The 24132-nt window shown below is 70.7% G+C and carries 25 protein-coding genes and 1 pseudogene; 4 read left to right on the top strand and 22 right to left on the bottom strand.

Features of this window, described 5'->3' with window-relative positions; all coding sequences use genetic code 11:
- Positions 1 to 14: 14 nt before the first annotated feature.
- The 10 genes from tatC to FKN01_RS29030 all read right to left on the bottom strand — a co-directional run bounded on the left by tatC (position 15) and on the right by FKN01_RS29030 (position 8231).
- Positions 15 to 965: a twin-arginine translocase subunit TatC gene (gene tatC, locus FKN01_RS29075; protein ID WP_143625641.1), complete on the bottom strand. Its 951-nt coding sequence runs from the start codon at positions 963 to 965 to the stop codon at positions 15 to 17.
- A 51-nt stretch (positions 966 to 1016) separates the two neighbouring features.
- Positions 1017 to 1304, bottom strand: coding sequence for a Sec-independent protein translocase subunit TatA (gene tatA, locus FKN01_RS29070; RefSeq protein WP_143625640.1), 288 nt, complete (start codon positions 1302 to 1304; stop codon positions 1017 to 1019).
- A gap of 226 nt (positions 1305 to 1530) precedes the next feature.
- Positions 1531 to 1728 (bottom strand): hypothetical protein, encoded by a 198-nt coding sequence (locus tag FKN01_RS29065; protein WP_143625639.1) that lies wholly within the window; start codon positions 1726 to 1728, stop codon positions 1531 to 1533.
- A 14-nt stretch (positions 1729 to 1742) separates the two neighbouring features.
- The gene (locus tag FKN01_RS29060; protein WP_143625638.1) at positions 1743 to 2021 is read right to left on the bottom strand and encodes a hypothetical protein; all 279 of its coding nucleotides are present in this window, start codon (positions 2019 to 2021) and stop codon (positions 1743 to 1745) included.
- A gap of 16 nt (positions 2022 to 2037) precedes the next feature.
- Positions 2038 to 2994, bottom strand: a complete 957-nt coding sequence (locus FKN01_RS29055) for a YafY family protein (protein ID WP_143625637.1) — start codon at positions 2992 to 2994, stop codon at positions 2038 to 2040.
- A 15-nt stretch (positions 2995 to 3009) separates the two neighbouring features.
- The gene (locus FKN01_RS29050; protein ID WP_143625636.1) at positions 3010 to 3963 is read right to left on the bottom strand and encodes a YafY family protein; all 954 of its coding nucleotides are present in this window, start codon (positions 3961 to 3963) and stop codon (positions 3010 to 3012) included.
- Positions 3964 to 4079: 116 nt separating this feature from the next.
- On the bottom strand, positions 4080 to 4454 hold the full coding sequence (locus FKN01_RS29045) for an FKBP-type peptidyl-prolyl cis-trans isomerase (RefSeq protein ID WP_143625635.1): 375 nt from the start codon (positions 4452 to 4454) through the stop codon (positions 4080 to 4082).
- A gap of 43 nt (positions 4455 to 4497) precedes the next feature.
- Positions 4498 to 5457 carry an FKBP-type peptidyl-prolyl cis-trans isomerase gene (locus FKN01_RS29040; RefSeq protein ID WP_143625634.1) on the bottom strand — a complete coding sequence of 320 codons (960 nt, stop codon included), beginning with the start codon at positions 5455 to 5457 and terminating at the stop codon, positions 4498 to 4500.
- Between the two features lie 143 nt (positions 5458 to 5600).
- A complete protein-coding gene (pafA, locus tag FKN01_RS29035; protein ID WP_143625633.1) occupies positions 5601 to 6962 on the bottom strand; it encodes a Pup--protein ligase in 1362 nt (453 codons plus the stop codon).
- Between the two features lie 9 nt (positions 6963 to 6971).
- Positions 6972 to 8231 carry an MFS transporter gene (locus FKN01_RS29030; protein WP_143625632.1) on the bottom strand — a complete coding sequence of 420 codons (1260 nt, stop codon included), beginning with the start codon at positions 8229 to 8231 and terminating at the stop codon, positions 6972 to 6974.
- Positions 8232 to 8409: 178 nt separating this feature from the next.
- Here FKN01_RS29030 and FKN01_RS29025 point away from each other — a divergent pair, with 178 nt between their 5' ends.
- Complete coding sequence (locus FKN01_RS29025; protein WP_143625651.1) at positions 8410 to 9399, top strand: LacI family DNA-binding transcriptional regulator; 990 nt, start codon at positions 8410 to 8412, stop codon at positions 9397 to 9399.
- Positions 9400 to 9450: 51 nt separating this feature from the next.
- Here FKN01_RS29025 and prcA read toward each other — a convergent pair whose 3' ends face one another.
- The 6 genes and pseudogenes from prcA to arc form a co-directional block, all read right to left on the bottom strand.
- On the bottom strand, positions 9451 to 10263 hold the full coding sequence (gene prcA, locus FKN01_RS29020; protein WP_143625631.1) for a proteasome subunit alpha: 813 nt from the start codon (positions 10261 to 10263) through the stop codon (positions 9451 to 9453).
- A 62-nt stretch (positions 10264 to 10325) separates the two neighbouring features.
- Positions 10326 to 11174 (bottom strand): proteasome subunit beta, encoded by an 849-nt coding sequence (prcB, locus tag FKN01_RS29015; RefSeq protein ID WP_143625630.1) that lies wholly within the window; start codon positions 11172 to 11174, stop codon positions 10326 to 10328.
- A pseudogene (locus FKN01_RS29010) lies at positions 11126 to 11282 on the bottom strand (endonuclease domain-containing protein); the annotation flags it as partial. The pseudogene FKN01_RS29010 and the gene prcB, both read right to left, overlap by 49 nt.
- 94 nt (positions 11283 to 11376) lie before the next feature.
- A complete protein-coding gene (locus FKN01_RS29005) occupies positions 11377 to 11595 on the bottom strand; it encodes a ubiquitin-like protein Pup (RefSeq protein ID WP_018524080.1) in 219 nt (72 codons plus the stop codon).
- A 130-nt stretch (positions 11596 to 11725) separates the two neighbouring features.
- Positions 11726 to 13237 carry a depupylase/deamidase Dop gene (gene dop / locus FKN01_RS29000; protein WP_143625629.1) on the bottom strand — a complete coding sequence of 504 codons (1512 nt, stop codon included), beginning with the start codon at positions 13235 to 13237 and terminating at the stop codon, positions 11726 to 11728.
- A 240-nt stretch (positions 13238 to 13477) separates the two neighbouring features.
- Positions 13478 to 15244, bottom strand: coding sequence for a proteasome ATPase (gene arc, locus FKN01_RS28995; RefSeq protein WP_073967936.1), 1767 nt, complete (start codon positions 15242 to 15244; stop codon positions 13478 to 13480).
- Between the two features lie 242 nt (positions 15245 to 15486).
- Here arc and FKN01_RS28990 point away from each other — a divergent pair, with 242 nt between their 5' ends.
- Entirely contained in the window at positions 15487 to 15798 is a 312-nt protein-coding gene (locus tag FKN01_RS28990) for a ferredoxin (RefSeq protein WP_143625628.1), read from the top strand.
- A gap of 3 nt (positions 15799 to 15801) precedes the next feature.
- On the opposite strand, the gene FKN01_RS28985 is transcribed toward FKN01_RS28990, so the two are convergent.
- From FKN01_RS28985 to FKN01_RS28975, 3 genes are all read right to left on the bottom strand, one after another.
- Positions 15802 to 16392, bottom strand: a complete 591-nt coding sequence (locus FKN01_RS28985; RefSeq protein ID WP_143625627.1) for a hypothetical protein — start codon at positions 16390 to 16392, stop codon at positions 15802 to 15804.
- Positions 16393 to 16591: 199 nt separating this feature from the next.
- Positions 16592 to 17497 (bottom strand): tRNA (adenine-N1)-methyltransferase, encoded by a 906-nt coding sequence (locus FKN01_RS28980; protein WP_143625626.1) that lies wholly within the window; start codon positions 17495 to 17497, stop codon positions 16592 to 16594.
- A gap of 71 nt (positions 17498 to 17568) precedes the next feature.
- Positions 17569 to 18807, bottom strand: coding sequence for a site-2 protease family protein (locus FKN01_RS28975; protein ID WP_143625625.1), 1239 nt, complete (start codon positions 18805 to 18807; stop codon positions 17569 to 17571).
- Between the two features lie 195 nt (positions 18808 to 19002).
- Between FKN01_RS28975 and FKN01_RS28970 the strand changes: the two genes are divergently transcribed.
- Both FKN01_RS28970 and FKN01_RS28965 read left to right on the top strand, forming a co-directional pair.
- Positions 19003 to 19848, top strand: a complete 846-nt coding sequence (locus FKN01_RS28970; RefSeq protein ID WP_260697060.1) for a PD-(D/E)XK nuclease family protein — start codon at positions 19003 to 19005, stop codon at positions 19846 to 19848.
- Between the two features lie 9 nt (positions 19849 to 19857).
- Entirely contained in the window at positions 19858 to 20532 is a 675-nt protein-coding gene (locus tag FKN01_RS28965) for a response regulator transcription factor (RefSeq protein WP_143625623.1), read from the top strand.
- Between the two features lie 15 nt (positions 20533 to 20547).
- Here FKN01_RS28965 and FKN01_RS28960 read toward each other — a convergent pair whose 3' ends face one another.
- The 3 genes from FKN01_RS28960 to FKN01_RS28950 all read right to left on the bottom strand — a co-directional run.
- Positions 20548 to 22152, bottom strand: a complete 1605-nt coding sequence (locus FKN01_RS28960) for an ABC transporter substrate-binding protein (protein WP_143625622.1) — start codon at positions 22150 to 22152, stop codon at positions 20548 to 20550.
- Positions 22153 to 22306: 154 nt separating this feature from the next.
- Positions 22307 to 22999, bottom strand: a complete 693-nt coding sequence (locus FKN01_RS28955) for an HAD family phosphatase (protein WP_143625621.1) — start codon at positions 22997 to 22999, stop codon at positions 22307 to 22309.
- A 119-nt stretch (positions 23000 to 23118) separates the two neighbouring features.
- A partial coding sequence (locus FKN01_RS28950) for a vitamin B12 dependent-methionine synthase activation domain-containing protein (protein WP_313906183.1) occupies positions 23119 to 24132 on the bottom strand: 1014 nt, incomplete at its 5' end.

The raw sequence follows: 24132 nt of genomic DNA, 5'->3' as shown, positions 1-24132 counted from the left end.
GGGACCCTACAAGGTCAGGTGATGTCGTCGTAACCGTCGCGCACCGAGGACCGTCCGCCGTCGGACTGGCCGGGCAGCGTGGGCGACGCCGACACCTGCTCCATGTCGCCCAGGTCCGAGGGCGTGAGGTCGAGGTCGGACGCCTCGTCGTCGTCGAGGTCTGCGTCGGGGTTGTTGCGCTTGCGGCGCCGGTCGTTGGCGAGGCAGATGCCGAGCGCGATGAAGTAGAGCAGCACGATGGGGGCGGCCAGCGTGATCATCGTGAGCGGGTCGCCGGTGGGGGTGGCCACCGCGGCGAAGACGGTGATGCCCATGACCATGGCGCGCCACCAGGAGGCCAGCCGCTTGGCCGTGAGCACTCCGGTGAAGTTCAGCAGGATCAGCAGCAGGGGCAGCTCGAAGGCGAGACCGAACACGACCACCATGCGCGTGATGATGTTGAGGTAGTCGTCGACGGGCAGCAGGTTCGTCGTGTTGTCCGGGGTGAAGTCGAGCAGCACCTCGGCGGTCTTCGGCATCAGCACGTAGGCGAGGGCTGCGCCCGCGAGGAACAGCGGCACCCCGGCGGCGACGAAGCCCAGCGCGTACCGCTTCTCGTGCTTGTGGAGGCCCGGGGCGAGAAACGCCCACAGCTGGTAGAGCCAGACCGGAGTGGAGAGGACCACCCCTGCCATGAGGGATACCTTGAGCGCGATGGAGAACGGGGCGACGAGGCCGTTCACCGTCATCTCGGCGCACGGGTGGCCGTTGGCCTGCCTCTTCTCGCCGTTCGCGCAGCCGACCGACTCCAGGATCGGTTTGATCAGGAAATGGATCAGGTCCTTGTAGAAGAACGCCGTGATCGCCGTGATCACGATGATCGCCAGGACCGCGATCATCAGTCGGTTACGCAACTCTCGCAGGTGATCAGCGAGAGGCATCCGCCCCTCGCTGTCCTTCTCCTGCTTGCGGGCAGACTTGAGCAACCCACTTCCCTCGTCTCGTGCGGCGGCTGACGGCAGAACCCGTCAGCGCGGTCAGCTCTGGGTGGTGGGCTTCGCTTCGCTCACCGGGCGGGAGCTGGTGACGTCACCGGGCGCGGCCTGGATCGTGCGCGCTGCCGGCTGCGTGCCCTGGTCGGCGGCGGCGTCCGTGGTCGCGGTGGCCGTCGGCTCGTCGTCCTTCTTCATGGCCTTGGCCTCGCTCTTGAGGATGCGGGCCGACTTGCCCAGCGAGCGGGCCATGTCGGGAAGCTTCTTGGCGCCGAACAACAGCAGGATGACAGCGATGATCAGTACGATCTCGAGAGGCTTCAGATTGCCCATGGTGTGCTTCCTTCTGGCTGAGGCGGCTGGAGGTGGGCTCGCTGCCCTTGAGTGGCGGATACACATCCGACGATTCGCCGGCAGCGATCGTAACCCGCGGGAGTAAACGCGAGGCAATGCCCGTGCGTACTTTCGATTGCGGCCCGCACCTCCCTGCCTGCCTGGGCCGTCCTGCAGCAGCGTACCTCCCGGGCCCCCGAAACAGGAGGCCGCGTCTATGGGCCCTCTAGGGCAGGGTCTGTCCCGTGGCGGCGAGCCGGACGGCCGCGCGCTCCAGGTCGTCGGCGGCGCGGTTGATGCGCTCCGTGGTGCGGGTCACCTGGTGGCCGAGGCGCTGGGCCTCGATGAACACCCTGATGGCCAGCACGCCGAGCACGGCGATTCCGAGGAATCCCAGGGCGATGGCGAGCATGGGCCAGAACATGCGCGAGAAGCCTTTCAGGAGCCGGTGTGCAGGCGCAGCGTCCGTACGCCGCCGTCGGTGAGGAGCTGCACTATCCGCTCCCCCGCCGGTTTGCGGACGCACGCGGCGCAGTCGGGGCAGGTGAAGGAGTAGAACGTGGTGCGGCTGGTCGCGCCGATCACCAGCCGGAACTCCGCCGCCGCCAGCTCGAACCGCGCGCGGCAGTCGGGGCAGGCGGCCTTGAAGCGCGCCGACTCCGGCACCGCCACGGTCGGTACGGCGGCGCGGCCCGGCAGCGCGGACAGGTGGCTCATGTCAGCAGCCGTCCCTTCAGGCCGTGCCGTCGTACGCGGCGAGCGCCGCCCGCGCCGCACTCCGCGCGCTCTCGGCCAGCTCGGGCGGCGAGACGATCCGCCCCTCCCGGCCGAGCCGGAGCGCGAGCCGGCGCAGCGAGGCCGGGTCCGGGGTGCGCAGGGTGATCCGCAGACCGCCGTCGGGCAGTTCCTCCGCCCGGTCGTGCGGGTAGTACTCGGCGACCCAGCGCCCGCCGGGGCCGACCTCGATCACGACCTCCGGGTCCTCGGCGGCCGGCTGGACCAGCCCCTCGGACAGGTCCCGCAGCTCCAGCTCGGGCGGGGCGGCGGGCGCGTCGAGGAGGCGGATCTCGGCGACCCGGTCGAGGCGGAAGGTGCGCCGGTCCTCGGAGGAGCGGCACCACGCCTCCATGTAGGTGTGCCCGACGGCGAACAGCCGGATCGGGTCCACCTCGCGCTCGGTGAGCTCGTCGCGTGCGGGCGAGTAGTAGCGCAGCCACAGCCGGCGCCGCTCCGAGATCGCCCGGTCCACCTCGGCGAAGACACCGCCCTCGGACTCGAAGGTGACCGAGAGCCGGGAGCTCGCGGCCCCCACCTCTCCGGCGGCGGCCTCCAGCTTGGCGGTGGCCCGCAGCAGCGCCTGCCGGTCGCTCTCGCGCAGCCCGGGCAGGGTCGCCACGGCGCGGGCGGCCACCAGCAGGGCCGTCGCCTCGTCGGCGGCGAGCCGCAGCGGTTCGGCGACGTCGTCCGCGTTGTGCCACCAGATGCGGTCGCCGTCGGTGTCGATGTCGAGCAGGTCGCCGCCGCGGAAGCTGGTCCCGCACATGGGCAGCACGTCCAGGTCGGAGATCAGCTCGTCCTCGGTGATCCCGAAGGCCCGGGCGACGTCCTGGACGTGGGCGCCGGGGCGCTCGCGCAGATACGTCACCAGGGAGAGCATCCGGCGCGTCTGGTCGATGGCGTTCGTGGCCATGGAAATGCGGTCCCCTCAGTCCTTGGCCACGGCGCGCAGCCGGTCCACCACGTCGGCCCGCAGGTCCTCGGGTCCGGTGACGACGACGTCGGGCCCGAACTCCACGAGCCAGGCGTCCAGGCCGTGTCCGTACGGGATCTCCAACTCCTCCCACCCGTTCCCGAGTTCCCGGACCGATGTGGCGCGGGCGCGCAGCGGGTATCCGGAGTCGGCGCGGAGCCTGATCAGGGCGGTCCGGGTGGCCGTCTCGCCGGCCCAGCTCTCCACGGTCTCGCGGACGGTGACCACGTCGGGCACCTCGGCGGTGAAGGCGCCGGCCCGGGAGCGCACCTTGCCGGTGATCCGGGAGAGCCGGAAGACGCGCTCGGCGCCCCGCTCGCGGTCCCAGCCGGCGAGATACCAGTGGCCGCGCCAGCATTCCAGGGTCCACGGCTCGACCTGGCGCTGCTCGGGCTGGGCGGCGTTGGCCTTGCGGTAGTCGAAGGTCACCGGGCGGCGGTCGCGGCAGGCCAGCATGAGGGGTTCGAACGCGGCCTCGTGGACGGGGATGCGGGGTTCGAGGGCGCTGTGGACCTCGTAGGTGTCCTCGGTCTCGGGCATCCCGGCCGCCCGCAGCTTCTGCAGGGCTCCGCTGGCCGCGCCGGCGAGGCGGGCCTGCTGCCAGACCTTGGCGGCCAGGCCGAGCGCGGCGGCCTCCTCGGCGTCCAGCGTGATGGGCGGCAGCCGGTTGCTGTCGCGGCGGGCGAGGTAGCCGGTGTCGCCGTCCAGGTTCTCCACGGTCTCGATGACCAGGCCGAGCTCGCGCAGGTCGTCCTTGTCGCGCTCGAACATCCGGTTGAAGGCGTCGTCGGAAGCCGCTTCGAGGTACGCCTCGATGGAGCCGCGCAGCTCGCGCTTGCTGAGCGGGCGCCGGGTCCCCAGCAGACACAGCGCCAGGTTCATCAGCCGCTCGGCCTTGGCAATCGCCATCGACGCCCTTTCCCTCGTGCTCTACGACGCTCGACCGTACCGCCCCGGGGTGTCCGGACAAAAGCGAGGGCCCGCACCTCGCGGTGCGGGCCCTGCTGCTGGTCCTGCGCGCGGGATCAGACGGAGATCAGGTCGCAGACGAAGATCAGCGTTTCGCCCGGGGCGATCGCGCCACCGCCGGCGCCGCGGTCGCCGTAGGCGAGGTGCGCGGGGATGGTCAGCTGGCGGCGGCCACCGACCTTCATGCCCTGCACGCCCTTGTCCCAGCCCGAGATGACCTGGCCGGCACCGAGCTGGAACTGCAGCGGAGCGCCACGGTTCCACGAGGCGTCGAACTCCTCGCCGGTGGAGAAGGCGACGCCCACGTAGTGGACGGAGACGAACTGGCCGGGCTTGGCCTCCTCGCCGTCGCCCTCCCAGATGTCCTTGATCTCCAGATCGGCCGGCGGCTCGCCACCCGGGAAGTCGACCTCGGGCTTGTCGATGCTCACTGACTTGCTCCTCTTACTGATGAACTGGGCAACCGGGACAGTCTTACATCTTCGCCAGGATGTCCACGGCGAAGACCAGCGTGGAGTTGGCGGGGACGCCCGACTGCTCCTTGTCGCCGAGGCCCTGGTCCGGCGGCACGACCAGCAGCACCCGGCTGCCGATCTTCTTGCCGATCAGGCCGTCCTTCAGCCCCTTGAGGGTGACCTGCGCCAGGGGGAAGGTCTGCGTCTTGCCCGTGGTGTAGGTGTTGTCGAACTCCTTGCCGTCCTTCCAGAGCTTGGCCACGTAGTTCACGACGACCGAGTCGGTCTCCTTGACCACGTCGCCCTTGGACTCCAGCACGTAGTCGGAGACCAGCTTCTTCGGCGGGTCGACCTTGCTCGGGATGGTGAGGCTCGGCGCCTTGCCGTCGGTGTTGGTGCCCACCTTCGGCAGGTCCTTGTTGTCCTGGGCGACCTCGGTGCCCTTGGCCGAGGCCGGGATCTGCTTCGCCTTCAGGATGTCCACGACGAAGACCAGGGTGGCGTTCGGCTTGATGTCGCCCTGGCCCTGGGCCCCGTAACCGAGGTCCGGCGGGATGACGAGCTGGACCCTGCTGCCGACCTTCTGGCCGACCAGGCCCTTGTCCCAGCCCTGGATGACCATGCCCGCGCCGAGCGTCAGGTCGAACGGCTGCTTGCGGTCGAAGCTGTTGTCGAACGGTTCGGTGGAGTCGTACGCCTGGCCGAGGTAGTTGACCTGGGTGACGTCGCCGTTCTTCAGCTTCGCGCCGTCGCCCTCGCTGATGACCTTGGTCTTCAGCTCCTTGGGCGGCGTACCCGTGCCCTTGGCCAGGGTGGGCTTCTCGCCGAACTTCGCGCCCGCGGTGATGGCGGGGAAACCTCCCTTGGAAGGGGCGGACGCGGAGGCGGAAGCGGAGTCGGAGCCCTTGTCGTCGCTGCCGCAGGCCGCTGACGACAACAGCAGCAGGGGGACGACGAGAAGGCCGGCAAGTCGGCGCACTGGTTCCTCAGATCTCAGACGGCATATGTGGGGGACACGCCCCAGGGGTTCCGGGACCCCGCCACTCTAGGCCGTACGAAGGGCCCCGTACGAGGAACGTACGGGGCCCGGGTCGCACCGGGTACCGGGGCGTATCCTGCGCCTCACATACCCGCGATCAGCTTCTCCACCCGGTCGTCCACCGACCGGAAGGGGTCCTTGCACAGCACCGTGCGCTGGGCCTGGTCGTTGAGCTTGAGGTGGACCCAGTCGACGGTGAAGTCCCGCCGCTGCTCCTGCGCCCGCCGGATGAAGTCCCCGCGCAGCCGCGCCCTGGTCGTCTGCGGGGGCACCGACTTGCCCTCGAAGATCTTCAGGTCGTTGCAGACGCGGGCGGCCTGCCCCTTGCGCTCCAGCAGGTAGTACAGCCCACGGCGGCGGTGGATGTCGTGGTAGGCGAGGTCTATCTGGGCGACCCGCGGATTCGACATGGTCATGTTGTGCTTGGCCCGGTACCGCTCGATGAGCTTGTACTTCATGACCCAGTCGATCTCGGTGTCGATCCGGTCGAGGTCCTCGGCCTCGATCGCGTCGAGCGTGCGGCCCCACAGTTCGAGGACGCGCTCGACGTTGCCCGTGCGGATGCCGCGGCGGTCCACGAAGTCCACGGCCTTCTCGTAGTACTCGCGCTGCACCTCTATGGCCGACGCCTCCCGGCCGCTGGCGAGGCGGACCTTGCGCTGTCCGGTGGTGTCGTGGCTGACCTCGCGGATCGCCCGGATCGGATTCTCCAGCGTCAGGTCGCGCATCACCGTGCCCGCCTCGATCATGCGGAGCACCAGGTCGGTCGCGCCGACCTTGAGCAGCATGGTCGTCTCGGACATGTTGGAGTCCCCGACGATGACGTGCAGGCGGCGGTAGCGCTCCGCGTCCGCGTGCGGCTCGTCGCGGGTGTTGATGATCGGGCGGGAACGCGTCGTCGCGGAGCTGACGCCCTCCCAGATGTGCTCGGCACGCTGGCTGACGCAGTAGACGGCGCCCCGGGGGGTCTGGAGCACCTTGCCGGCGCCGCAGATCAGCTGCCTGGTGACGAGGAACGGAATGAGGATGTCCGCGAGGCGGGAGAATTCCCCGTGCCGGGCGACGAGGTAGTTCTCGTGGCAGCCGTAGGAGTTTCCCGCCGAGTCGGTGTTGTTCTTGAAGAGATAGACGTCGCCGGCGATTCCCTCCTCGTGCAGGCGGCGTTCGGCGTCGACGAGCAGGCCTTCGAGAATGCGCTCGCCGGACTTGTCGTGGGTGACCAGCTCGGTCAGGTTGTCGCATTCGGGGGTTGCATATTCCGGATGCGATCCCACGTCGAGGTAGAGGCGGGCGCCGTTCCGCAGAAAGACATTGCTGCTGCGGCCCCATGACACAACACGGCGGAAGAGGTAGCGCGCCACTTCATCAGGAGACAGTCGGCGCTGTCCCCTGAACGTGCACGTGACGCCGTACTCGTTCTCCAGCCCGAAAATGCGGCGGTCCATGACTGAACATTACGCCTGATGGCCCGAGCTGAAACCGGGTTCGACGGCACCGTTTCGATCATTTTCCGATCCTCGCACCGCTACGGCGGTACGGGCGGGAGCCGCCAGGACTGATCCGGTGGCCAGGAGAACGAGCAGCGCCGCCACTCCACCGGCCCCCGCGACCGCGAAGCTCCACGCCGTCCCGCCCAGTTCGACCGCCGGACCGGCCACCGCGGTCCCCACGGCCGCGCCCACCCCGAAGGTCGTCACGAGCCACGAGAACGCCTCCGTCACCGTCCCGCGCGGCGCGTGCCGGTCGACCACGATGAACGAGCACGCGACGGCCGGGGCGAGGAACACCCCGGAGACGGCCGCCAGCACCGTCATCGCGACCGGGCCGGGCGTCAGCACCAGCGGCAGATAGCCCGCCGCGAGCAGCCCCACGATCACCCGCAGCCGCCGCTCCGGCGCCCCCGCCCACTGCCGCGCCCCGTAGACCGCCCCGCCGATCAGGGCGCCGAGGCCGAGCGCGGCCATCAGCCAGCCGTACACCGACTCCCGGCCCCGGTCGTCGGCGTACGCCATCGCGGCCACGGTGATCGAGCCCAGCGCCAGGCCCACGAAGAAGAACGAGCCGAGCAGCGCCAGCAGGCCGGGCGAGCGCAGCGCGCCCAGCCAGTGCGCCTCGCGCGGGGCGGAGCGCCAGGCCCGCGAGGGCTCGCAGACCACGACCGACAGCGCGCCGAGCACCCCGATCGCATTGATGACCAGCAGCGCCGTGCCGGGCGACCAGAGGGCGGTCAGAAGCGTCACGAGCAGCGGACCCGCCGTGAACATGACCTCCTGCGCGACGGCGTCCATGGCATAGGCCCGGTGCACCCGGTCCTCACCGCCGAGCACACTCGGCCACAGCGCCCGCAGACCGCCCTCCAGCGGAGGCGTGAAGAGCCCGGCCACGGCCACCGCCGCGTAGGCGAGCGGGAGCGAGCCGGTCCCGGCCGCGGCGAGGAGGACCATGCCGAGCGCGGAGACGACGGCGGCGGGCAGCTGGACGCGCGGCTGGCCGTACAGGTCCACCGCCCGACCGAGCAGCGGCTGCCCGACCGCGGTGGCCAGCCCGTACACCGCCGCGAGCGCGCCCGCGACGCTGTAGCTGCCGCCCTCGGCCCGGACGAACAGGACGATCGCGATGCTCGCCGTGCCGTTCGGCAGCCGGCCCACCAGGGTGCCCGTCAGCAGCCTGGCGGCGTGCCGCGCCCGGAGGATGTCCAGATATCCCGCGGCCATGTCCCGCCCCTCTCCCTCGGGCGCCTGTGCGGGCTGCGAGGTTTTACGTATAACTTCCGGGTTCATACGTACCATGAGCCCGTCCGCAGGTCCACCTCACGGGCCTGAACCGACCGGCCCGGAGGCCCGCGTGACCAGCCCCGCACCACTCGGCCCGCCCCGGCCCACCAGCCGTGACGTGGCCCGGGCCGCCGGCGTCTCCCAGGCCACCGTCTCGCTGGTGCTCGGCGACAAATGGCGGGGACGGGTCTCCGAGTCCACCGCGGGACGGGTCCGCGACGCCGCCCGCGGCCTGGGCTACCGGCCCAACCTCGCCGCCCGCAATCTGCGCCTCGGCCGCACCCGGACGGCGCTGCTGGTCGTCCCGGCCCTCACCAACGAGTTCTTCGCCCGGGTGTACACCGGAGCCGCCGCGGTCGCCGCCGAGCACGGCTTCGGGGTCGTGCTCTACCCCTCCCCGGACGGCACCGGCCCGGCCCGCGACCCCTTCCCGTCGGCCCGGGCCGCGCTGGACGGGGTCATCGCCTCCTCCATGGCCGCCGACGCGCTCGACGCCCTGCACGGCGCGGACGTCCCCCTCGTGATGCTGGACAGCGACCCCTCGGCGCCCGGGCCCGCCGCCCGGGTGAACCTCGACATCGCCGACGGGATGCGCCAGGTGGCCTGCCATCTGCTCGCCCTCGGCCACCGGCGCTTCCTCCACCTGGCCTCGGCCGTCGACGCCTGGACCTTCGCCTGCCGCGCGGCGGCCCTGCGCGAGGAGCTGCGCCGGAGCCCCGGCACCGAGGTCCGCTCGGTGGCCGCGGCGCTGGACGTCCGGGCGGGGCGGGAGGCGGCGGAACGCGCGCTCGGGCTGCCCGGGCCCCGGCCCACCGCGATCGTCTGCGACGACGACATCCTGGCGGCGGGGGCGTGCAAGGCGGCCCGCCGGTTCGGGCTGCGGGTGCCGGACGACGTCTCGGTCACCGGTTTCGACGACCTGGCCCTGGCCACCGCGGTGGAGCCGGAGCTGACCACGGTCCGGCTGCCCGCCGTGCAGGTCGGCGAGCGCGGCATGGCCGCTCTGCTGGCGGTCCTGGACGGCCGGGACGCCGAGCCGGGCAGCCTGCCGGTGCGGCTGGTCGTCCGGGGCTCGACGGCGCCGGTGCCGGAAGGCGCGGGAGCGTGACGGAGCCCCGGTCCGCCTGCGGGCGGGCCGGGGCTCGGCGGTCCGGGGGCGTTACTCCACGTCGCCGCCGGATTCCGTCGTGTCGGTCGTGGCCGTGGGGCCGTCCGGGGCGGTGTCGCCGTCCTCCGCGTCGGACGGGGCGTCGGTCGGCGTCGACGCGGCGGCCTCCGCTTCGAGGAGCCTGGCCAGCTGCCGGCCGACGATCCGCTTGAACTTGCGCTGCTGCGGCCGCGTGCGGTCCAGGACCGCGACCTCCAGCCGGTCGGCGGGGATCTCCCGCTCACTGCCGTTGGGGTCGCGGGACAGCGCCTGCACCGCGAGCTTCAGCGCCTCGGCGAGCGACATCCCGTCGCGGTGGCGCTGGTCGAGGAAGGTGCTGATCTGCTCGGCGTTGCCGCCGACCGCGACCGAGCCGTGCTCGTCCACGATCGAGCCGTCGTGCGGCAGCCGGTAGATCTGGTCGCCCTCGGGCGCGCTGCCCACCTCGGCGACCACGAGCTCCACCTCGTACGGCTTCTCGGCCGCGCTGGAGAAAATGGTGCCGAGCGTCTGTGCGTAGACGTTCGCCAGCCCACGGGCCGTCACATCGTCGCGGTCGTAGGTGTAACCGCGCAGATCCGCATAGCGGACTCCGCCGATGCGCAGGTTCTCGTACTCGTTGTACTTGCCGGCGGCGGCGAAACCGATCCGGTCGTAGATCTCGCTGAACTTGTGCAGCGCACGGGACGGGTTCTCGCCGACGAACACGATTCCGTCGGCGTACTGCAGCACAACCAGGCTGCGACCGCGGGCGATGCCCTTCCGGGCGTATTCCGCCCGGTCGGCCATGGCCTGCTGAGGTGAGACATAGAACGGCGTCGACACCGGCTATCCGTCCCTTTCTGTCAGTGGCGGGAGCATCGAAGAAGCTGGATACGGACGGGTGCTCAGAGCAGCGCGGCGCGCGGGCCGTCGGGCTGTTCCAGGCGGCGTTCCAGAATCGAGCGGGCGATCTCGGAGGATTCCGCGTCGGTCAGCTTCCGGAAGCCCTCGTCCGTGATGACGGTGACGATCGGATAGATACGGCGGCCCACGTCCGGACCGCCCGTCGCCGAGTCGTCGTCCGCCGCGTCGTACAGCGCCTGCACGACCAGCGTCAGCGTCTCCTCCTCCGTCAGGTCGTCGCGGTAGAGCTTCTTCATCGAGCCCCGGGCGAAGATCGAGCCGGAGCCGGTGGACGCGTAGCCGACGTGCTCCTCGGAACGGCCGCCGGTGACGTCGTAGCTGAAGATGCGTCCGCGCTCGCGGTCGATGTCGTAACCGGCGAAGAGCGGGACGACGGCGAGGCCCTGCATGGCCATCGCCAGGTTGCTCCGGATCATCGTGGAGAGCCGGTTGGCCTTGCCCTCCAGGGAGAGCTGGGCGCCCTCCACCTTCTCGAAGTGCTCCAGCTCCAGCTGGAAGAGCTTGACCATCTCCACGGCGAGACCCGCCGTACCGGCGATGCCCACCGCGGAGTACTCGTCGGCCGGGAAGACCTTCTCGATGTCGCGCTGCGCGATCATGTTCCCCATGGTCGCCCGCCGGTCACCGGCCAGGACCACACCGCCGGGGAAGGCCGCGGCCACGATCGTCGTGCCGTGCGGCGCCTCGACGGCGCCCTTCAGGGGCGGCGTCTGCCGGTTGCCCGGCAGCATCTCCGGCGCCTGGTCGGACAGGAAGTCCATGAAGGAGGACGATCCCGGCGTCAGGAAGGCAGCTGGTAGACGCCCGGTGCTACGAGTGTTGGCTTCCACGCGTTTCCCTCCAGGTATGCGACGGCCCTGCGCCGAATTGCAGTTGAAGCACGGTATGCCCCGGACCCTACCCGCCCGGTGACGGTGATCCACATCGAAGGCGTGGGCAATCGGACCGGTGACGCGGTCCGAGCCCGCGGGGTGCGGCGCGGGCGGCCCGCCCGTGCCGCACAGCCGCAGCCGGCCTCCGGCGCGGGGCCGGTTACTGGCCGCCCTTTTGAACGAAGCTTCGAACAAAGTCCTCGGCGTTCGACTCGAGCACATCGTCGATCTCGTCGAGGACGTCGTCCACGTCGTCGCTCAGCTTCTCCTGGCGTTCCTTGAGGTCCTCGGAAGCCTGCGCGTCCTGCGCCTGCTCCTCGACCTCCTCCGTGGAACGCGTCGCCTTCTGCTGTCCGCCGCCGGTGTCCTTGGTCGCCATCTAGCTCACCCCGCTCGGTTCGAAGCACTTGATCAGACCCTACCCATGGGGTCCGACATTGGCCCGGTACTTGTCTCAACGTCCGGAGGTCATCGGAATGATTCCCAGCCGGGAGCCCTTTCAGGCGCTCTCAGCCGCCCGAGAGGACCTGGACCAGCTCCTGTGCCGTACGGCACCGGTCCAGGAGGGACTTCACGTGCTCCCGGGTGCCCCGCAGGGGCTCCATCGTGGGCACCCGCTGAAGGGAGTCCTGGCCCGGCAGGTCGAAGATCACCGAGTCCCAGGAGGCCGCGGCGACGTCGTCCGCGTACTGTTCGAGGCAGCGGCCGCGGAAGTACGCCCTGGTGTCCTCGGGCGGCGCCGTACGGGCCCGCTCGACCTCGCGCTCGTCCAAGAGGCGCTTCATCCGGCCGCGGGCCACCAGGCGGTTGTACAGCCCCTTGTCCTGCCGTACGTCCGCGTACTGCAGGTCCACCAGGTGCAGCCGGGCCGCGTCCCAGTCCAGGCCGTCGCGGCGCCGGTAGCCCTCCATGAGCTGCCGTTTCGCCACCCAGTCCAGCTCGCCGGCCAGGCTCATCGGGTCGTTCTCCAGCCGGTTCAGGGTGTCCTCCCACCGGCTCAGGATGTCCTTGGTCTGCTCGTCGGCGTCCGCCCCGTACCGCTCCTCGACGTATTTGCGGCCCAGCTCGAAGTACTCCATCTGGAGCTGCACCGCGGTGAGTGTCCGGCCGCTGCGGAGCGTGATCAGCTGCTGGAGCCCGGGGTCGTGCGAGACCTGGTGGAGGGTGCGCACCGGCTGGTCGACGGCCAGGTCGACATTGATGAACCCGTCCTCGATCATGGACAGGACGAGCGAGGTGGTGCCCAGCTTCAGATACGTCGAGATCTCGGAGAGATTCGCGTCGCCGATGATCACATGGAGCCTGCGGTACTTCTCGGCGTCCGAGTGCGGCTCGTCGCGGGTGTTGATGATGGGGCGCTTGAGCGTGGTCTCCAGGCCGACCTCGACCTCGAAGTAGTCGGCGCGCTGGCTGAGCTGGAAGCCGTGCTCGCCGCCGTCCTGGCCGATCCCGACCCGTCCGGCGCCGGTGACCACCTGGCGCGAGACGAAGAACGGCGTCAGGTGGCGCACGATGTCCGAGAACGGGGTCTCCCGCTTCATCAGGTAGTTCTCGTGCGTCCCGTAGGAGGCGCCCTTGTTGTCGGTGTTGTTCTTGTAGAGGTGGATCGGCTGGGCGCCCGGGAGCCGCGCCGCGCGCTCGGCCGCCTCGGCCATGATCCGCTCGCCGGCCTTGTCCCACAGGACGGCGTCCCTGGGATTGGTGATCTCCGGGGAGCTGTACTCGGGGTGCGCGTGGTCGACGTAGAGCCGGGCCCCGTTGGTGAGGATCACATTGGCCAGGCCGATGTCCTCGTCCGTGAGCTGGCTGGAGTCGGCGGTCTCACGGGCGAGGTCGAAGCCTCGCGCGTCCCGCAGCGGGTTCTCCTCCTCGAAGTCCCAGCGGGCGCGGCGCGCCCGGTGCATCGCCGCCGCGTAGGCGTTGACGATCTGGGACGAGGTGAGCATGGCATTGGCGTTGGGGTGTCCGGGGACGGAGATCCCGTACTCCGTCTCGATGCCCATTACTCGCCGTACGGTCATGCGGCCCTCCTTGCCCGGCGGCGCTCCCTTCCGGGGCGGCGCTCAAGTACCGCTGCTTGTTCGGTGCGTGCGCGGTCTGCCCGTCCCGCGCTGCGTGAACGGGTGGTACGCCTGAGCCTAGAACGCCCGCGTGCCGGTGGGGAGATCAATTGCGTCGTCATTGCCGCGGTGTCGCCCGCGGCTGGCCGGAAAGCAACCGGCTGCGGGTGCCCGGCCGGGCACCCGCAGCCGGTACGCCTTCTACAGGTACTGACCGGTGTTGGCCACCGTGTCGATGGAGCGGCCGGTGTCCGCGCCCTGCTTTCCGGTGACGAGCGTGCGGATGAAGACGATCCGCTCGCCCTTCTTGCCGGAGATACGGGCCCAGTCGTCCGGGTTGGTGGTGTTCGGCAGGTCCTCGTTCTCCTTGAACTCGTCCACGCATGCCTGGAGGAGGTGGGAGACGCGAAGGCCCTTCTGGCCGTGGTCGAGGAAGGCCTTGATGGCCATCTTCTTGGCCCGGTCCACGATGTTCTGGATCATCGCGCCGGAGTTGAAGTCCTTGAAGTACAGGACTTCCTTGTCGCCGTTGGCGTACGTGACCTCGAGGAAGCGGTTCTCCTCGGACTCGGTGTACATCCGCTCGACGACCGACTGGATCATGGCGTGCGCCGCGGCTTCCTTCGAGCCGGTGTGCTCGGCCAGGTCGTCCGCGTGCAGCGGCAGCGAAGGCGTGAGGTACTTCGCGAAGATGTCCTTCGCGGCCTCCGCGTCGGGGCGCTCGATCTTGATCTTGACGTCGAGCCGGCCCGGGCGCAGGATCGCCGGGTCGATCATGTCCTCGCGGTTGGAGGCGCCGATGACGATGACGTTCTCCAGGCCCTCCACGCCGTCGATCTCGGCGAGCAGCTGCGGGACGATGGTGTTCTCCACGTCCGAGCTGACGCCCGATCCACGGGTGCGGAAGAGCGACTCCATCTCGTCGAAGAAGACGATGACGGGGGTGCCCTCGCTCGCCTTCTCGCGGGCACGCTGGAAGACCAGGCGGATGTGGCGCTCGGTCTCGCCGACGTACTTGTTGAGGAGCTCGGGGCCCTTGATGTTGAGGAAGTAGCTCTTGCCGGCGGGCTGTCCGGTGACCTCGGCGACCTTCTTCGCCAGGGAGTTGGCGACGGCCTTGGCGATGAGCGTCTTGCCGCAGCCGGGCGGGCCGTAGAGCAGGATGCCCTTCGGCGGGCGGAGCTCGTGCTCCTTGAAGAGGTCGGGGTGGAGATACGGGAGCTCGACCGCGTCGCGGATCAGCTCGATCTGGTCGCCCAGGCCGCCGATCTTGTCGTAGTCGATGTCCGGCACTTCTTCGAGGACGAGTTCCTCGACCTCGCTCTTGGGCACGACTTCGTAGACGTAGCCGGACCGGGGTTCGAGCAGCAGGGCGTCGCCGGGGCGGATGGTGATGTCCAGCAGCGGCTCGGCGAGCCTCACCACCCTTTCCTCGTCGGTGTGCCCGATGACCAGGGCGCGTTCGCCGTCCTCAAGGATCTCCTTGAGGGTGACGATGTCCCCGGCGCGCTCGAATTCCATGGCGTCGACCACGTTGAGCGCTTCGTTGAGCATGACCTCCTGGCCGCGCCTGAGGTCTTCGAGTTCGACGCTGGGGCTGACGTTCACCCGGAGCTTGCGGCCCCCGGTGAAGATGTCGCAGGTGCCGTCCTCGTTCGCCTGCAGGAACACCCCGAAGCCGGCCGGCGGCTGTGCGAGCCGGTCGACCTCCTCCTTGAGGGCCACGATCTGGTCGCGGGCCTCGCGGAGCGTGCTGGCGAGCCGCTCGTTCTGGGCGGACACGCCTGCGAGGTTGGTCTGCAACTCGACGATCCGCTCTTCGAGAATCCTCGTATGCCGCGGAGAGTCGGCGAGCTTACGTCGCAGGACGGCGATTTCCTGCTCGAGATAGGCGACCTGGCCGGCTGGGTCGTCGGACCCCCGCCCGGGCCGGATGCCGCGGTTGATGTCGTCGTCGTGGGCTGCCACGGTCCTCACCTCCTCCAAGGGGAGCTGGACGCTTCCTGACCCTACCTGCGTGGGTGGTGATTGAAACCCCTAGATCACAAAGACTGTGAGGTGTGTCCGATCTTCACCCTTGCGCTCTCCCCCGTCCCAGGGGGATACCCGCCGCTCAACATCGGAAAGCGGCCGGTTGTATCGTCGAAGCGTTCAACACCCGTCAGGGCTGGCTCTTTCCCGGTCCGGCTACGCAGGAAACGGCAGGCGACATGACCGTGCGGCAGGACGCTCCCACCGGTGGCGAGGCACAGGACCTGGAGGTGTGGATCGACCAGGACCTGTGCACGGGGGACGGCATCTGCGTGCAGTACGCGCCCGAGGTGTTCGAGCTGGACATCGACGGTCTGGCGTATGTGAAGAGCGCGGACGACGAGCTGCTGCAGGACAAGGGCGCGACCACGCCGGTGCCGCTGCCGTTGCTCCAGGACGTGGTGGATTCGGCCAAGGAGTGTCCGGGCGACTGCATTCACGTGCGTCGCGTTTCGGACAGCGTCGAGGTGTACGGCCCCGAGGCGGCCTGACCGTCAGGCGCCGGAACGGGCGGTCCCGGCCGTGTCACTGGTGCGGAGGAACGCCCCGTTCTTCCACTGCCAGGCGACCTTCTCCTGCTCGTCGGGGCAGCAGGAGGGCACCGACGACGAGGAGTAGCCGAGGAGTGTGGCGGAGATGACGCGGTCGCGGACCGTGAAGTCGCCGACGCTCAGCTGCTGGGCGGGGTCCACCAGGGTCGCCACGATCCTGGGCGCGGCCCCGCCCGCCTGTGTGAGGACGTAGACGCCGCTGGGCGGGGTGCCCGATCCGGCCGCGCAGTGGACCACCGCGACGGTCTCGGGCCTGCCGTCGCCGTCGAGGTCGCCGGGGGCCTGCTTGGCGACGGTGTCGCCGACGTCGCCGCACTCCAGGGGGAAGTCCGCCTCGGCCGGGTCGGGGGCGACGGCGGCGTCCTCGTGCTGCTGCTGGGCCGTGGTGCGGTGCCGGGTGGAGGCCGAGGCGCTGTCGTCGGGCTGGAGGAGACCGGCTGCCGCGATGACGGCGGCCATGGCCGCCGCGGTGGCGAGCCAGTGCATGGGCCTGGTGTCGGTGTGCGCGAGGTCCGGGAGCGCGGAGGTCTGCACGCGGGCTGTCTCCTGTGGTTCCTGTGGTGCGTCCGTCGGCGGTGCGGGGTGGCCAGCATCGTGCCACACCTCACACGGCAGCGGAACGGTGGGGTGCGCGAGACGCCCCTGGGCTTCCGGGCCGTGTGCGCAAGGGGCGCCGCCGCCGGGCCCCGGGTCGGTCCGGGGCCCGGCGGCGGCGCCGGTGCCTTGCCGCGGGTCAGTCGCGGGAGGAGCCGCTCCGGCCGCCCGGGCCGTCGTAGTCCTCGCCGTAGGCGCCCTTGGAGGGGCGGCGGCGACGGGCCGGGGCCTCTACGCCGTCGGCGAGCCGGCGGGCGGTGACGAGGAAGCCGGTGTGCCCGATCATGCGGTGGTCCGGGCGCACGGCCAGGCCCTCCACGTGCCAGTTGCGGATCATCGACTCCCAGGGCTGCGGCTCGGCGAAGCAGCCGATCTCACGGATGGACTCGACCGTCCGGGAGAGCTGGGTGGTGGTGGCGACGTACGCGCAGAGGATGCCGCCGGGGACGAGCGCCTTGGAGACGGCGTCCAGGCACTCCCAGGGCGCCAGCATGTCCAGCACGACGCGGTCCACGTCGGTGTCGGTGAGGTTGTCCTGGAGGTCGCCGACCGTGAGCTGCCAGGCGGGGTGCGGGCTGCCGAAGTAGCGCTCCACGTTCTGCTGGGCGATCTCGGCGAAGTCCTCGCGGCGCTCGTACGAGTGCAGCATGCCCTGTTCGCCGATGGCGCGGAGCAGGAAGGTGGAGAGCGCGCCCGAGCCGACGCCCGCCTCCACGACGCGGGCGCCGGGGAAGATGTCGCCGAAGGCGAGGATCTGGCCCGCGTCCTTCGGGTAGACCACGGCGGCGCCGCGGGGCATGGACAGGACGTAGTCGGGGAGCAGGGGGCGCAGCGCGAGGTAGGCGACGTTTCCCGTGGTACGGACCACACTGCCCTCGGGGGCGCCGATCAGCTCGTCGTGCGGGAAAGAACCCTTGTGGGTGTGGAAGTTCTTTCCGGCTTCGAGCGTGAAGGTGTGGTGGCGTCCCTTGGGATCGGTGAGCTGGACCTGGTCCCCGACCTTGAAGGGCCCGCGTCGGCGGGCGGCACCGGTCGGTTCAGACATGTGACCAGCGTACCGGTGTTTCGGGGGCCGCCGACCGCCGCCCGTACGGATGTACGGGGATGCGCGCGGGGTCAGGCGGCGGGGCGGGCCATGGCGGCCACGAAGGCGCGCTCCACGTCGGCGGTGGAGAGGACGCCGTAGATCTCGCCGGTCTCCTCGACGACGAGGTATTCGGTCGCGGGGGTGGCCTTGAGGCGGTCCAGGAGGGCCTCGCCGGCGAGTTCGGCGGGGACCTTCATGCCGTCGGTGAGGTCCTGGGCGAGGCCGCTGACGGCGACCCAGGGGCGGCGGTGCTCGGGGACGGCGACGATGGCCGTCTCCCGGACGAGGGCCTTGGGCTCGCCGGTGCCGTCCACGACGACGAGGGCGCGGGCGCCGGCCTCGTTGGCCCGGCGCAGGGCCTCGGAGAGCGGGGTGGCGGCCTCGACGGGGACGGCGCGGCGGGTGAGGCTGCGGGCGCGGAGGCCGGGCAGGTGCTCGCGGAGCCGGGCCATGCGCAGGCTGTTTCCGGCGCCGGTCCAGATGATGGCGGCGAGGATCGCGGCGAGCAGGGCGTCGGTGACGGTGTCCATGCCGCTGATCTCGTCGGCGTCGTTGCCCAGGGAGCCGCTGCGGGTGAGCAGCGGGAGGCCGATGAGCGTGACGACGGCGAGGGCGCGGCCGACCCAGGCGGCGGCGACGGTGCCGCTCATCGGCTTGCCGGTGATCTTCCAGACGACGGCCCTGAGCATGCGGCCGCCGTCGAGCGGGAGGCCGGGCAGCAGGTTGAAGGCGGCGACGATGAGGTTGGAGATCATCAGCCCGCCGAGCAGGACGGCGGGGACCGTGCCGCGTTCCACGAAGCGCAGGGGTACGTAGAAGAGCCCGCCCAGGACGAGGGAGAGCAGGGGGCCGACGAAGGCGAGGACGAATTCGCGGCCCGGGGTCTCGGACTCCTTCTCGATCTCCGAGACGCCGCCGAAGAACTGGAGCTGGATGCGCCGGACGGGGAGCTTGTAGCGCAGGGCGGCGATCGTGTGGGCGAGTTCGTGGACGAGGACGGAGGCGTAGAAGGCGATCGCGAAGAAGAGCGCGACGAGGTAGCGGGCCGCGCCGAGGTCGGGGAGGACCCGGTCGAGCTGGCCGCCGAAGACCCAGGTGATCAGGGCCGCCACCAGGAACCAGCTGGGGGCGACGTAGACGGGCACGCCGAAGGGGCGGCCCATGAGGATGCCGCCTCCGGGCTCGTCCCGGCGCGGGGGCGCGCCCTTGCCGGGGCCGGGGCCCGCCGGGCCGGGCTGCGGCCGCCGGCCGTCGCCGCTCTCGTCCACGAGGTCCCTTCGGTCGGATGTCCTTCGCGGTGTCTTTCGCCACGATGATGCAGTGTTGGAGGGTCTGTGGTCGATGGTATGCCGATCGGTGTCAGTGGCGGGTCGTAGGGTCTTCGCATGACCTCCGTTCCACCGCCGTCCCAGCCGGTGCCTCAGCCGCCCTCCTCGCTCTCCCCGTCACGGGCGAGCGATTTCATGCAGTGCCCGCTGCTGTACCGCTTCCGCGTCATCGACAAGCTGCCGCAGAAGCCCAGCGAGGCTGCTACCCGGGGGACGCTGGTTCACGCGGTGCTGGAGCGGCTGTTCGACAATCCGGCGGCGGAGCGCACGCCCGGCCGGGCGACGGCGCTGATCCCGGGGCAGTGGGACCGGCTGCTGGAGTCGAAGCCGGAGCTGGGCGAGCTCTTCGCGCAGGACGAGGACGGAGAGCGGCTGGCGCGGTGGCTGGGGCAGGCGGAACAGCTGGTGGAGCGCTGGTTCTCGCTGGAGGACCCGACGCGCCTGGAGCCGGCGGAGCGCGAGCTCTTCGTGGAGACGGAGCTGGAGTCGGGGCTGCGGCTGCGCGGGGTGATCGACCGGATCGACGTGGCGCCGACGGGCGAGGTCCGGATCGTGGACTACAAGACGGGGAAGGCGCCGCGTCCGGAGTACGCGGAGGGGGCGCTGTTCCAGATGAAGTTCTACGCCCTGGTGGTCTGGCGGCTGAAGGGCGTGGTGCCGCGCCGGCTGCAGCTGGTCTATCTGGGCAGCGGTGACGTGCTGACGTACGACCCGGTCGTGGCGGACCTGGAGCGGGTGGAGCGCAAGCTGCTGGCGCTGTGGGAGGCGATCTCGCTGGCGACGCGGACGGGCGAGTGGCGGCCTCGTCCGACGAAGCTGTGCGGCTGGTGCGACCATCAGGCGCTCTGTCCGGAATTCGGCGGGACTCCCCCGGTCTATCCGCTGACGGTCCGCCCGGCCGCTCCGGCGGAGGATGACCGGGGCAGAATGGAGCCGGTCCGGGCCGAGGCCGGCCGGCCTGTGGCCCTCGACGGGCATTGAGGAGATCTGGTGGCTATCCGCGTCCTTCTGGTCGACGACCAACCGCTGCTTCGCACGGGCTTCCGGATGATTCTGGAGGCCGAGGGGGATCTCGCGGTGGTGGGTGAGGCCGGTGACGGTCTCCAGGCGCTCGACCAGGTGCGCGCGCTCCAGCCCGATGTGGTGCTGATGGACATCCGGATGCCGCGGATGGACGGGGTCGAGGCGACGCGCCAGATCACCGGCCCGGGCCGGGACGGTCCGGCGAAGGTGCTGGTGCTGACGACGTTCGACCTCGACGAGTACGTGGTGGAGGCGCTGCGCGCCGGGGCGAGCGGCTTCCTGCTGAAGGACGCGCCGGCGGATGAGCTGGTGCAGGCGATCCGGGTGGTGGCGGGCGGTGAGGCGATGCTCGCCCCGAGCGTGACGCGCCGGCTGCTGGACAAGTACGCGGATCATCTCCCGTCGGGCGAGGAGCCCGTGCCGGACACGCTGCACACGCTGACGGACCGCGAGGTCGAGGTGCTGAAGCTGGTGGCGCGCGGCCTGTCGAACGCGGAGATCGCCGCCGACCTGTTCGTCAGCGAGACGACGGTGAAGACCCATGTGGGCCATGTGCTGACCAAGCTGGGTCTGCGCGACCGGGTCCAGGCCGCGGTGTACGCGTACGAGAGCGGCCTGGTGCGCCCCGGCGCACAGCAGTGACACGGGACGGGGGCCCTAGTCGGTGCCCCGTCCGAGTTCCCAGAGGTGGAGGTCGGCGCCCGAGTCGACCGCCCATTCGACGCCGCTGAGGTCCTCGCGGGAGGCGACGTACTGCTTGCCCTGCCAGAGCGGGAGGACGGGCACGTCCCGGGCGACGATGTCCTGGAGCCGTTCGAAGGCGGGCGTGGCGGCCCCCCGGTCGGCCTGGCGGCGGGAGTGCGCGATGAGGGTCCGGGCCTCGTCGGAGGTGTAGGGCGAGCCGAGGAAGTTGTCCGGGCCGAGGAAGGGCGCCGTGTAGTTGTCGGGGTCCGGGAAGTCGGGGAACCAGCCCATGCCGTAGGCGGCGTAGTCGCCCCGGAGTTCGGCGGGCCGGTAGCGGGTCCAGGGGGTGCCCTCGACGGCGACGTCGAAGAGCCCGGTGTCGTTGAGCTGCTTCCGCAGCGCCCGGAACTCGGTGGCGGTGTCCCGGCCGTAGTGGTCGTCGGTGTAGTGCAGCGTGAAGCGTACGGGGGTGGGGACCTTGGCCTTCTCGAGGAGGGCGGCGGCCTTGGCGGCGCTGGGTTCGCCGTAGGTGCTGTAGAACGCGTTGTCGTGGGCGGTGATCCCGCTCGGGATGAGTGAGTACAGCGGTTCGACGGTGGTGCCGTAGACCTGGCCCGCGATCGCGCCCCGGTCGACCACCTGGGCGATGGCCTGGCGGACGGCCCTGTTCCGGAGGGCGGGTTCGTCGGTGTCGAAGCCGAGGTAGCTGATGGCGAGTCCGGGCATCTCGGTGAGCCGCACCCCGTCCTCGGGCTTGGCCAGCATGCGCCGGACCCGGTCGGCGGAGACGGTGCGGGCCATCATGTCGAGCTTCTCGGCGTCGAACGCCTCGCCCATGGCGGCGGCGTCGGGGAAGAGATCGAGTTCGACGGATTCGTTCCGCACCTCGTAGCTCCCCCGGTAATGGGGATTTCTGGTGAAGGAGATTTTCACAACCCGCCCGGATTCCACTCCCGGTTTCATGGTGTACGGCCCCGAGCCGTCCACCTGGAATCCGCTGCGGGCGGAATTCGCGGGGTACTTGTCGCGCGGGACGATTCCGGCGGCCGGGGTGGCGAGCTTGTACGGGAAGGTGGCGTCGGGGGTCTTGAGGTGGAAGACGACCTCGCGGGTGCCCGTGGTCTCGACGGTGTCGATGTTGTCGAGGAGGGCGGCGGGCCCGTTCGCGGACTTGATGCGCCGCACCCGGTCGAGGGAGTACTTGACGTCGTCGGCGGTGACGGGGGTGCCGTCGGCGAAGGTGAGTCCGGCGCGCAGCCGGCAGCGGTAGCTCTCGCTCTCGCGGTCCGTGAAACCGCAGCTCCGGGCCGCTTCGGGGACCGGGAGGCCACCGCCGCGCGGGGCGGCCAGCAGGGTCTGCACGGTCTGCCGCAGGACGTTCCAGACGCCCGCTTCATAGCCGACTGCCGGGTCGAGCGGGGCGGAGGCCCCGGCGGAGGCGGCGATCCGGTCCGTGGTGCCGACGACGACGGCGCCGGCGTTGCTCCCGGTGGCGCCGCCGTCCGCCGCGCCGCAGCCGGCGAGCACGGGCGCCAGGAGGCCCGCGACGGCCGGCAGCACCAGGGTCTTGCTTTTCATGGTGGCCGTTCTCCCTCATCGCTTCAGGGAGGAGACCTTAGCGGGCGCGCTCCGGAATGCCGGACCCGGGCGCGCGGACCGTTTATCCGCACGGCCGCCCCGAGAGCTTTTCCGTTCATTCACAGAAATACTCTCGGTGCCGTTTCCGGCGCATTCAGTTGATGAGCCCTCGGAGGAATGCGAGGTCCACTTCTTCGAGTGAGCCCACGACCACCCGGCCCTCGGCGGGCGCGATCGGGGAGACCGAGGGCACGGCGACCACCCGGCAGCCGGCGGCCTCGGCGGCGGCCACCCCGGTCGCGGTGTCCTCGATGACGGCGCAGAGCCGGGGGTCGACGCCGAAGCCGCGCGCGGCGGTGAGGTACGGCTCGGGGTGCGGCTTGGTGCGGGTGACCTCGTCGCCGGCGACGGTGAGCGCGAAGTGGTGGTGGCCCACCGAGTCCAGGACGCGGTCGATGATGCGGCGGTGCGAGGCGGAGACCAGGGCGGTGGGGATCTCGTGGCGGTGCAGTTCGGCGAGGAGGCGGGCGGCGCCGGGCATCAGCGGCACCCCGTTGCCGATGCGCTTCTCGAACCGGTCGTTGAGCAGTACGGCGGCCTCGTCGAGGGTGATGTCCGCGCCGGTCGCCTCGATGAGGTATCCGGTGCTGCGTGACATGGGCCCGCCGACGACCACGTCCCGCCACGCCTCGTCCAGCCGGTGGCCGAGGCCGGCGAAGACCTCGACCTCGACGTCCCACCAGAAGCCCTCGGTGTCGACCAGGGTGCCGTCCATGTCGAGAAAGACGGCCCGGAGGGCAGCGCCCTTGGCCGTGCGGGTCAGGGACGCGGGAACCGTACTGGTCATCCGGCACACCTTCCATGAGGGACGAGAAGGCCGGCCGCCCGTCCCGGAGGATGGGCGACCGGCCTGCGCTGGACCGACCAGTGTACGACGTGATCGGCTACGACGCGTCGAACGGAGTCCTACCGCGCGTTGAAGTACTTCGCCTCGGGGTGGTGGATGACGATCGCGTCGGTCGACTGCTCGGGGTGCAGCTGGAACTCCTCGGAGAGGTGGACGCCGATCCGCTCCGGCCGCAGCAGGTCCGCGATCTTGGCGCGGTCCTCCAGGTCCGGGCAGGCGCCGTAGCCGAGCGAGAAGCGCGCGCCCCGGTACTTCAGGGCGAACATGTCCTCGACGTCCGCCGGGTCCTCCCCCGCGAAGCCCAGCTCCGAGCGGACCCGGGCGTGCCAGTACTCGGCCAGGGCCTCGGCGAGCTGCACGGAGAGGCCGTGGAGCTCCAGGTAGTCGCGGTAGGCGTTGGCCTCGAAGAGCTTCGCGGTCTCGGCGCCGATCCTGGAGCCGACGGTGACGACCTGGAGGCCCACGACGTCCGTCTCGCCGGACTCCTCGGGGCGGAAGAAGTCCGAGAGGCACAGCCGCCGGCCGCGGCGCTGGCGCGGGAAGGTGAACCGGGTCCGCTCGGAGCCGTCCTCGTGGAGCAGGATCAGGTCGTCGCCCTTGGAGACGCAGGGGTAGTAGCCGTAGATGACGGCCGCTTCGAGCAGGTTGTCCGTCTGGAGCCGGTCGAGGAGGCCGCGCAGCCGCGGGCGTCCCTCGCTCTCGGCGAGCTGTTCGTACGTGGGTCCGTCGCCGGCCCTGGCCTGCTTGAGGCCCCACTGCCCCTTGAACAGGGCGCCCTCGTCCAGCCAGGAGGCGTACTCCTTGAGCTGGATGCCCTTGACGACCCGGCTGCCCCAGAACGGCGGGGTGGGGACCGGGTTGGTGACGGAGACGTCGGAGCGGACGCCCTCCTCCGGCTCGTTCACCTCCAGGACGGCGGTGTCCCGCTTGGGGACGCGGCGCTGCTTCAGTTCGGGGAGGGTGGCTCCGGGGACGCCGCGCTTGACGGCGATGAGCGCGTCCATCAGGCGCAGGCCCTCGAAGGCGTCGCGGGCGTAGCGCACCTCGCCCTCGTAGATCTCGTGGAGGTCCTG

The organism is Streptomyces sp. 130, from assembly GCF_007096885.1.
Lineage (GTDB): Bacteria > Actinomycetota > Actinomycetes > Streptomycetales > Streptomycetaceae > Streptomyces.
The sequence above is the reverse complement of the archived record's forward strand: the minus strand, read 5'-3'. Positions and strand labels throughout refer to the sequence as shown.

Bases quoted from the DNA above. Each gene is read 5' to 3' on its own strand.
- tatA (WP_143625640.1), bottom strand. From the start codon at position 1,304: ATGGGCAATCTGAAGCCTCTCGAGATCGTACTGATCATCGCTGTCATC.
- FKN01_RS29065 (WP_143625639.1), bottom strand. From the start codon at position 1,728: ATGTTCTGGCCCATGCTCGCCATCGCCCTGGGATTCCTCGGAATCGCC.
- FKN01_RS29060 (WP_143625638.1), bottom strand. From the start codon at position 2,021: ATGAGCCACCTGTCCGCGCTGCCGGGCCGCGCCGCCGTACCGACCGTG.
- FKN01_RS29055 (WP_143625637.1), bottom strand. From the start codon at position 2,994: ATGGCCACGAACGCCATCGACCAGACGCGCCGGATGCTCTCCCTGGTG.
- FKN01_RS29050 (WP_143625636.1), bottom strand. From the start codon at position 3,963: ATGGCGATTGCCAAGGCCGAGCGGCTGATGAACCTGGCGCTGTGTCTG.
- pafA (WP_143625633.1), bottom strand. From the start codon at position 6,962: ATGGACCGCCGCATTTTCGGGCTGGAGAACGAGTACGGCGTCACGTGC.
- FKN01_RS29030 (WP_143625632.1), bottom strand. From the start codon at position 8,231: ATGGCCGCGGGATATCTGGACATCCTCCGGGCGCGGCACGCCGCCAGG.
- FKN01_RS29005 (WP_018524080.1), bottom strand. From the start codon at position 11,595: ATGGCGACCAAGGACACCGGCGGCGGACAGCAGAAGGCGACGCGTTCC.
- dop (WP_143625629.1), bottom strand. From the start codon at position 13,237: ATGACCGTACGGCGAGTAATGGGCATCGAGACGGAGTACGGGATCTCC.
- FKN01_RS28990 (WP_143625628.1), top strand. From the start codon at position 15,487: ATGACCGTGCGGCAGGACGCTCCCACCGGTGGCGAGGCACAGGACCTG.
- FKN01_RS28980 (WP_143625626.1), bottom strand. From the start codon at position 17,497: ATGTCTGAACCGACCGGTGCCGCCCGCCGACGCGGGCCCTTCAAGGTC.
- FKN01_RS28970 (WP_260697060.1), top strand. From the start codon at position 19,003: ATGCAGTGCCCGCTGCTGTACCGCTTCCGCGTCATCGACAAGCTGCCG.
- FKN01_RS28960 (WP_143625622.1), bottom strand. From the start codon at position 22,152: ATGAAAAGCAAGACCCTGGTGCTGCCGGCCGTCGCGGGCCTCCTGGCG.
- FKN01_RS28955 (WP_143625621.1), bottom strand. From the start codon at position 22,999: ATGACCAGTACGGTTCCCGCGTCCCTGACCCGCACGGCCAAGGGCGCT.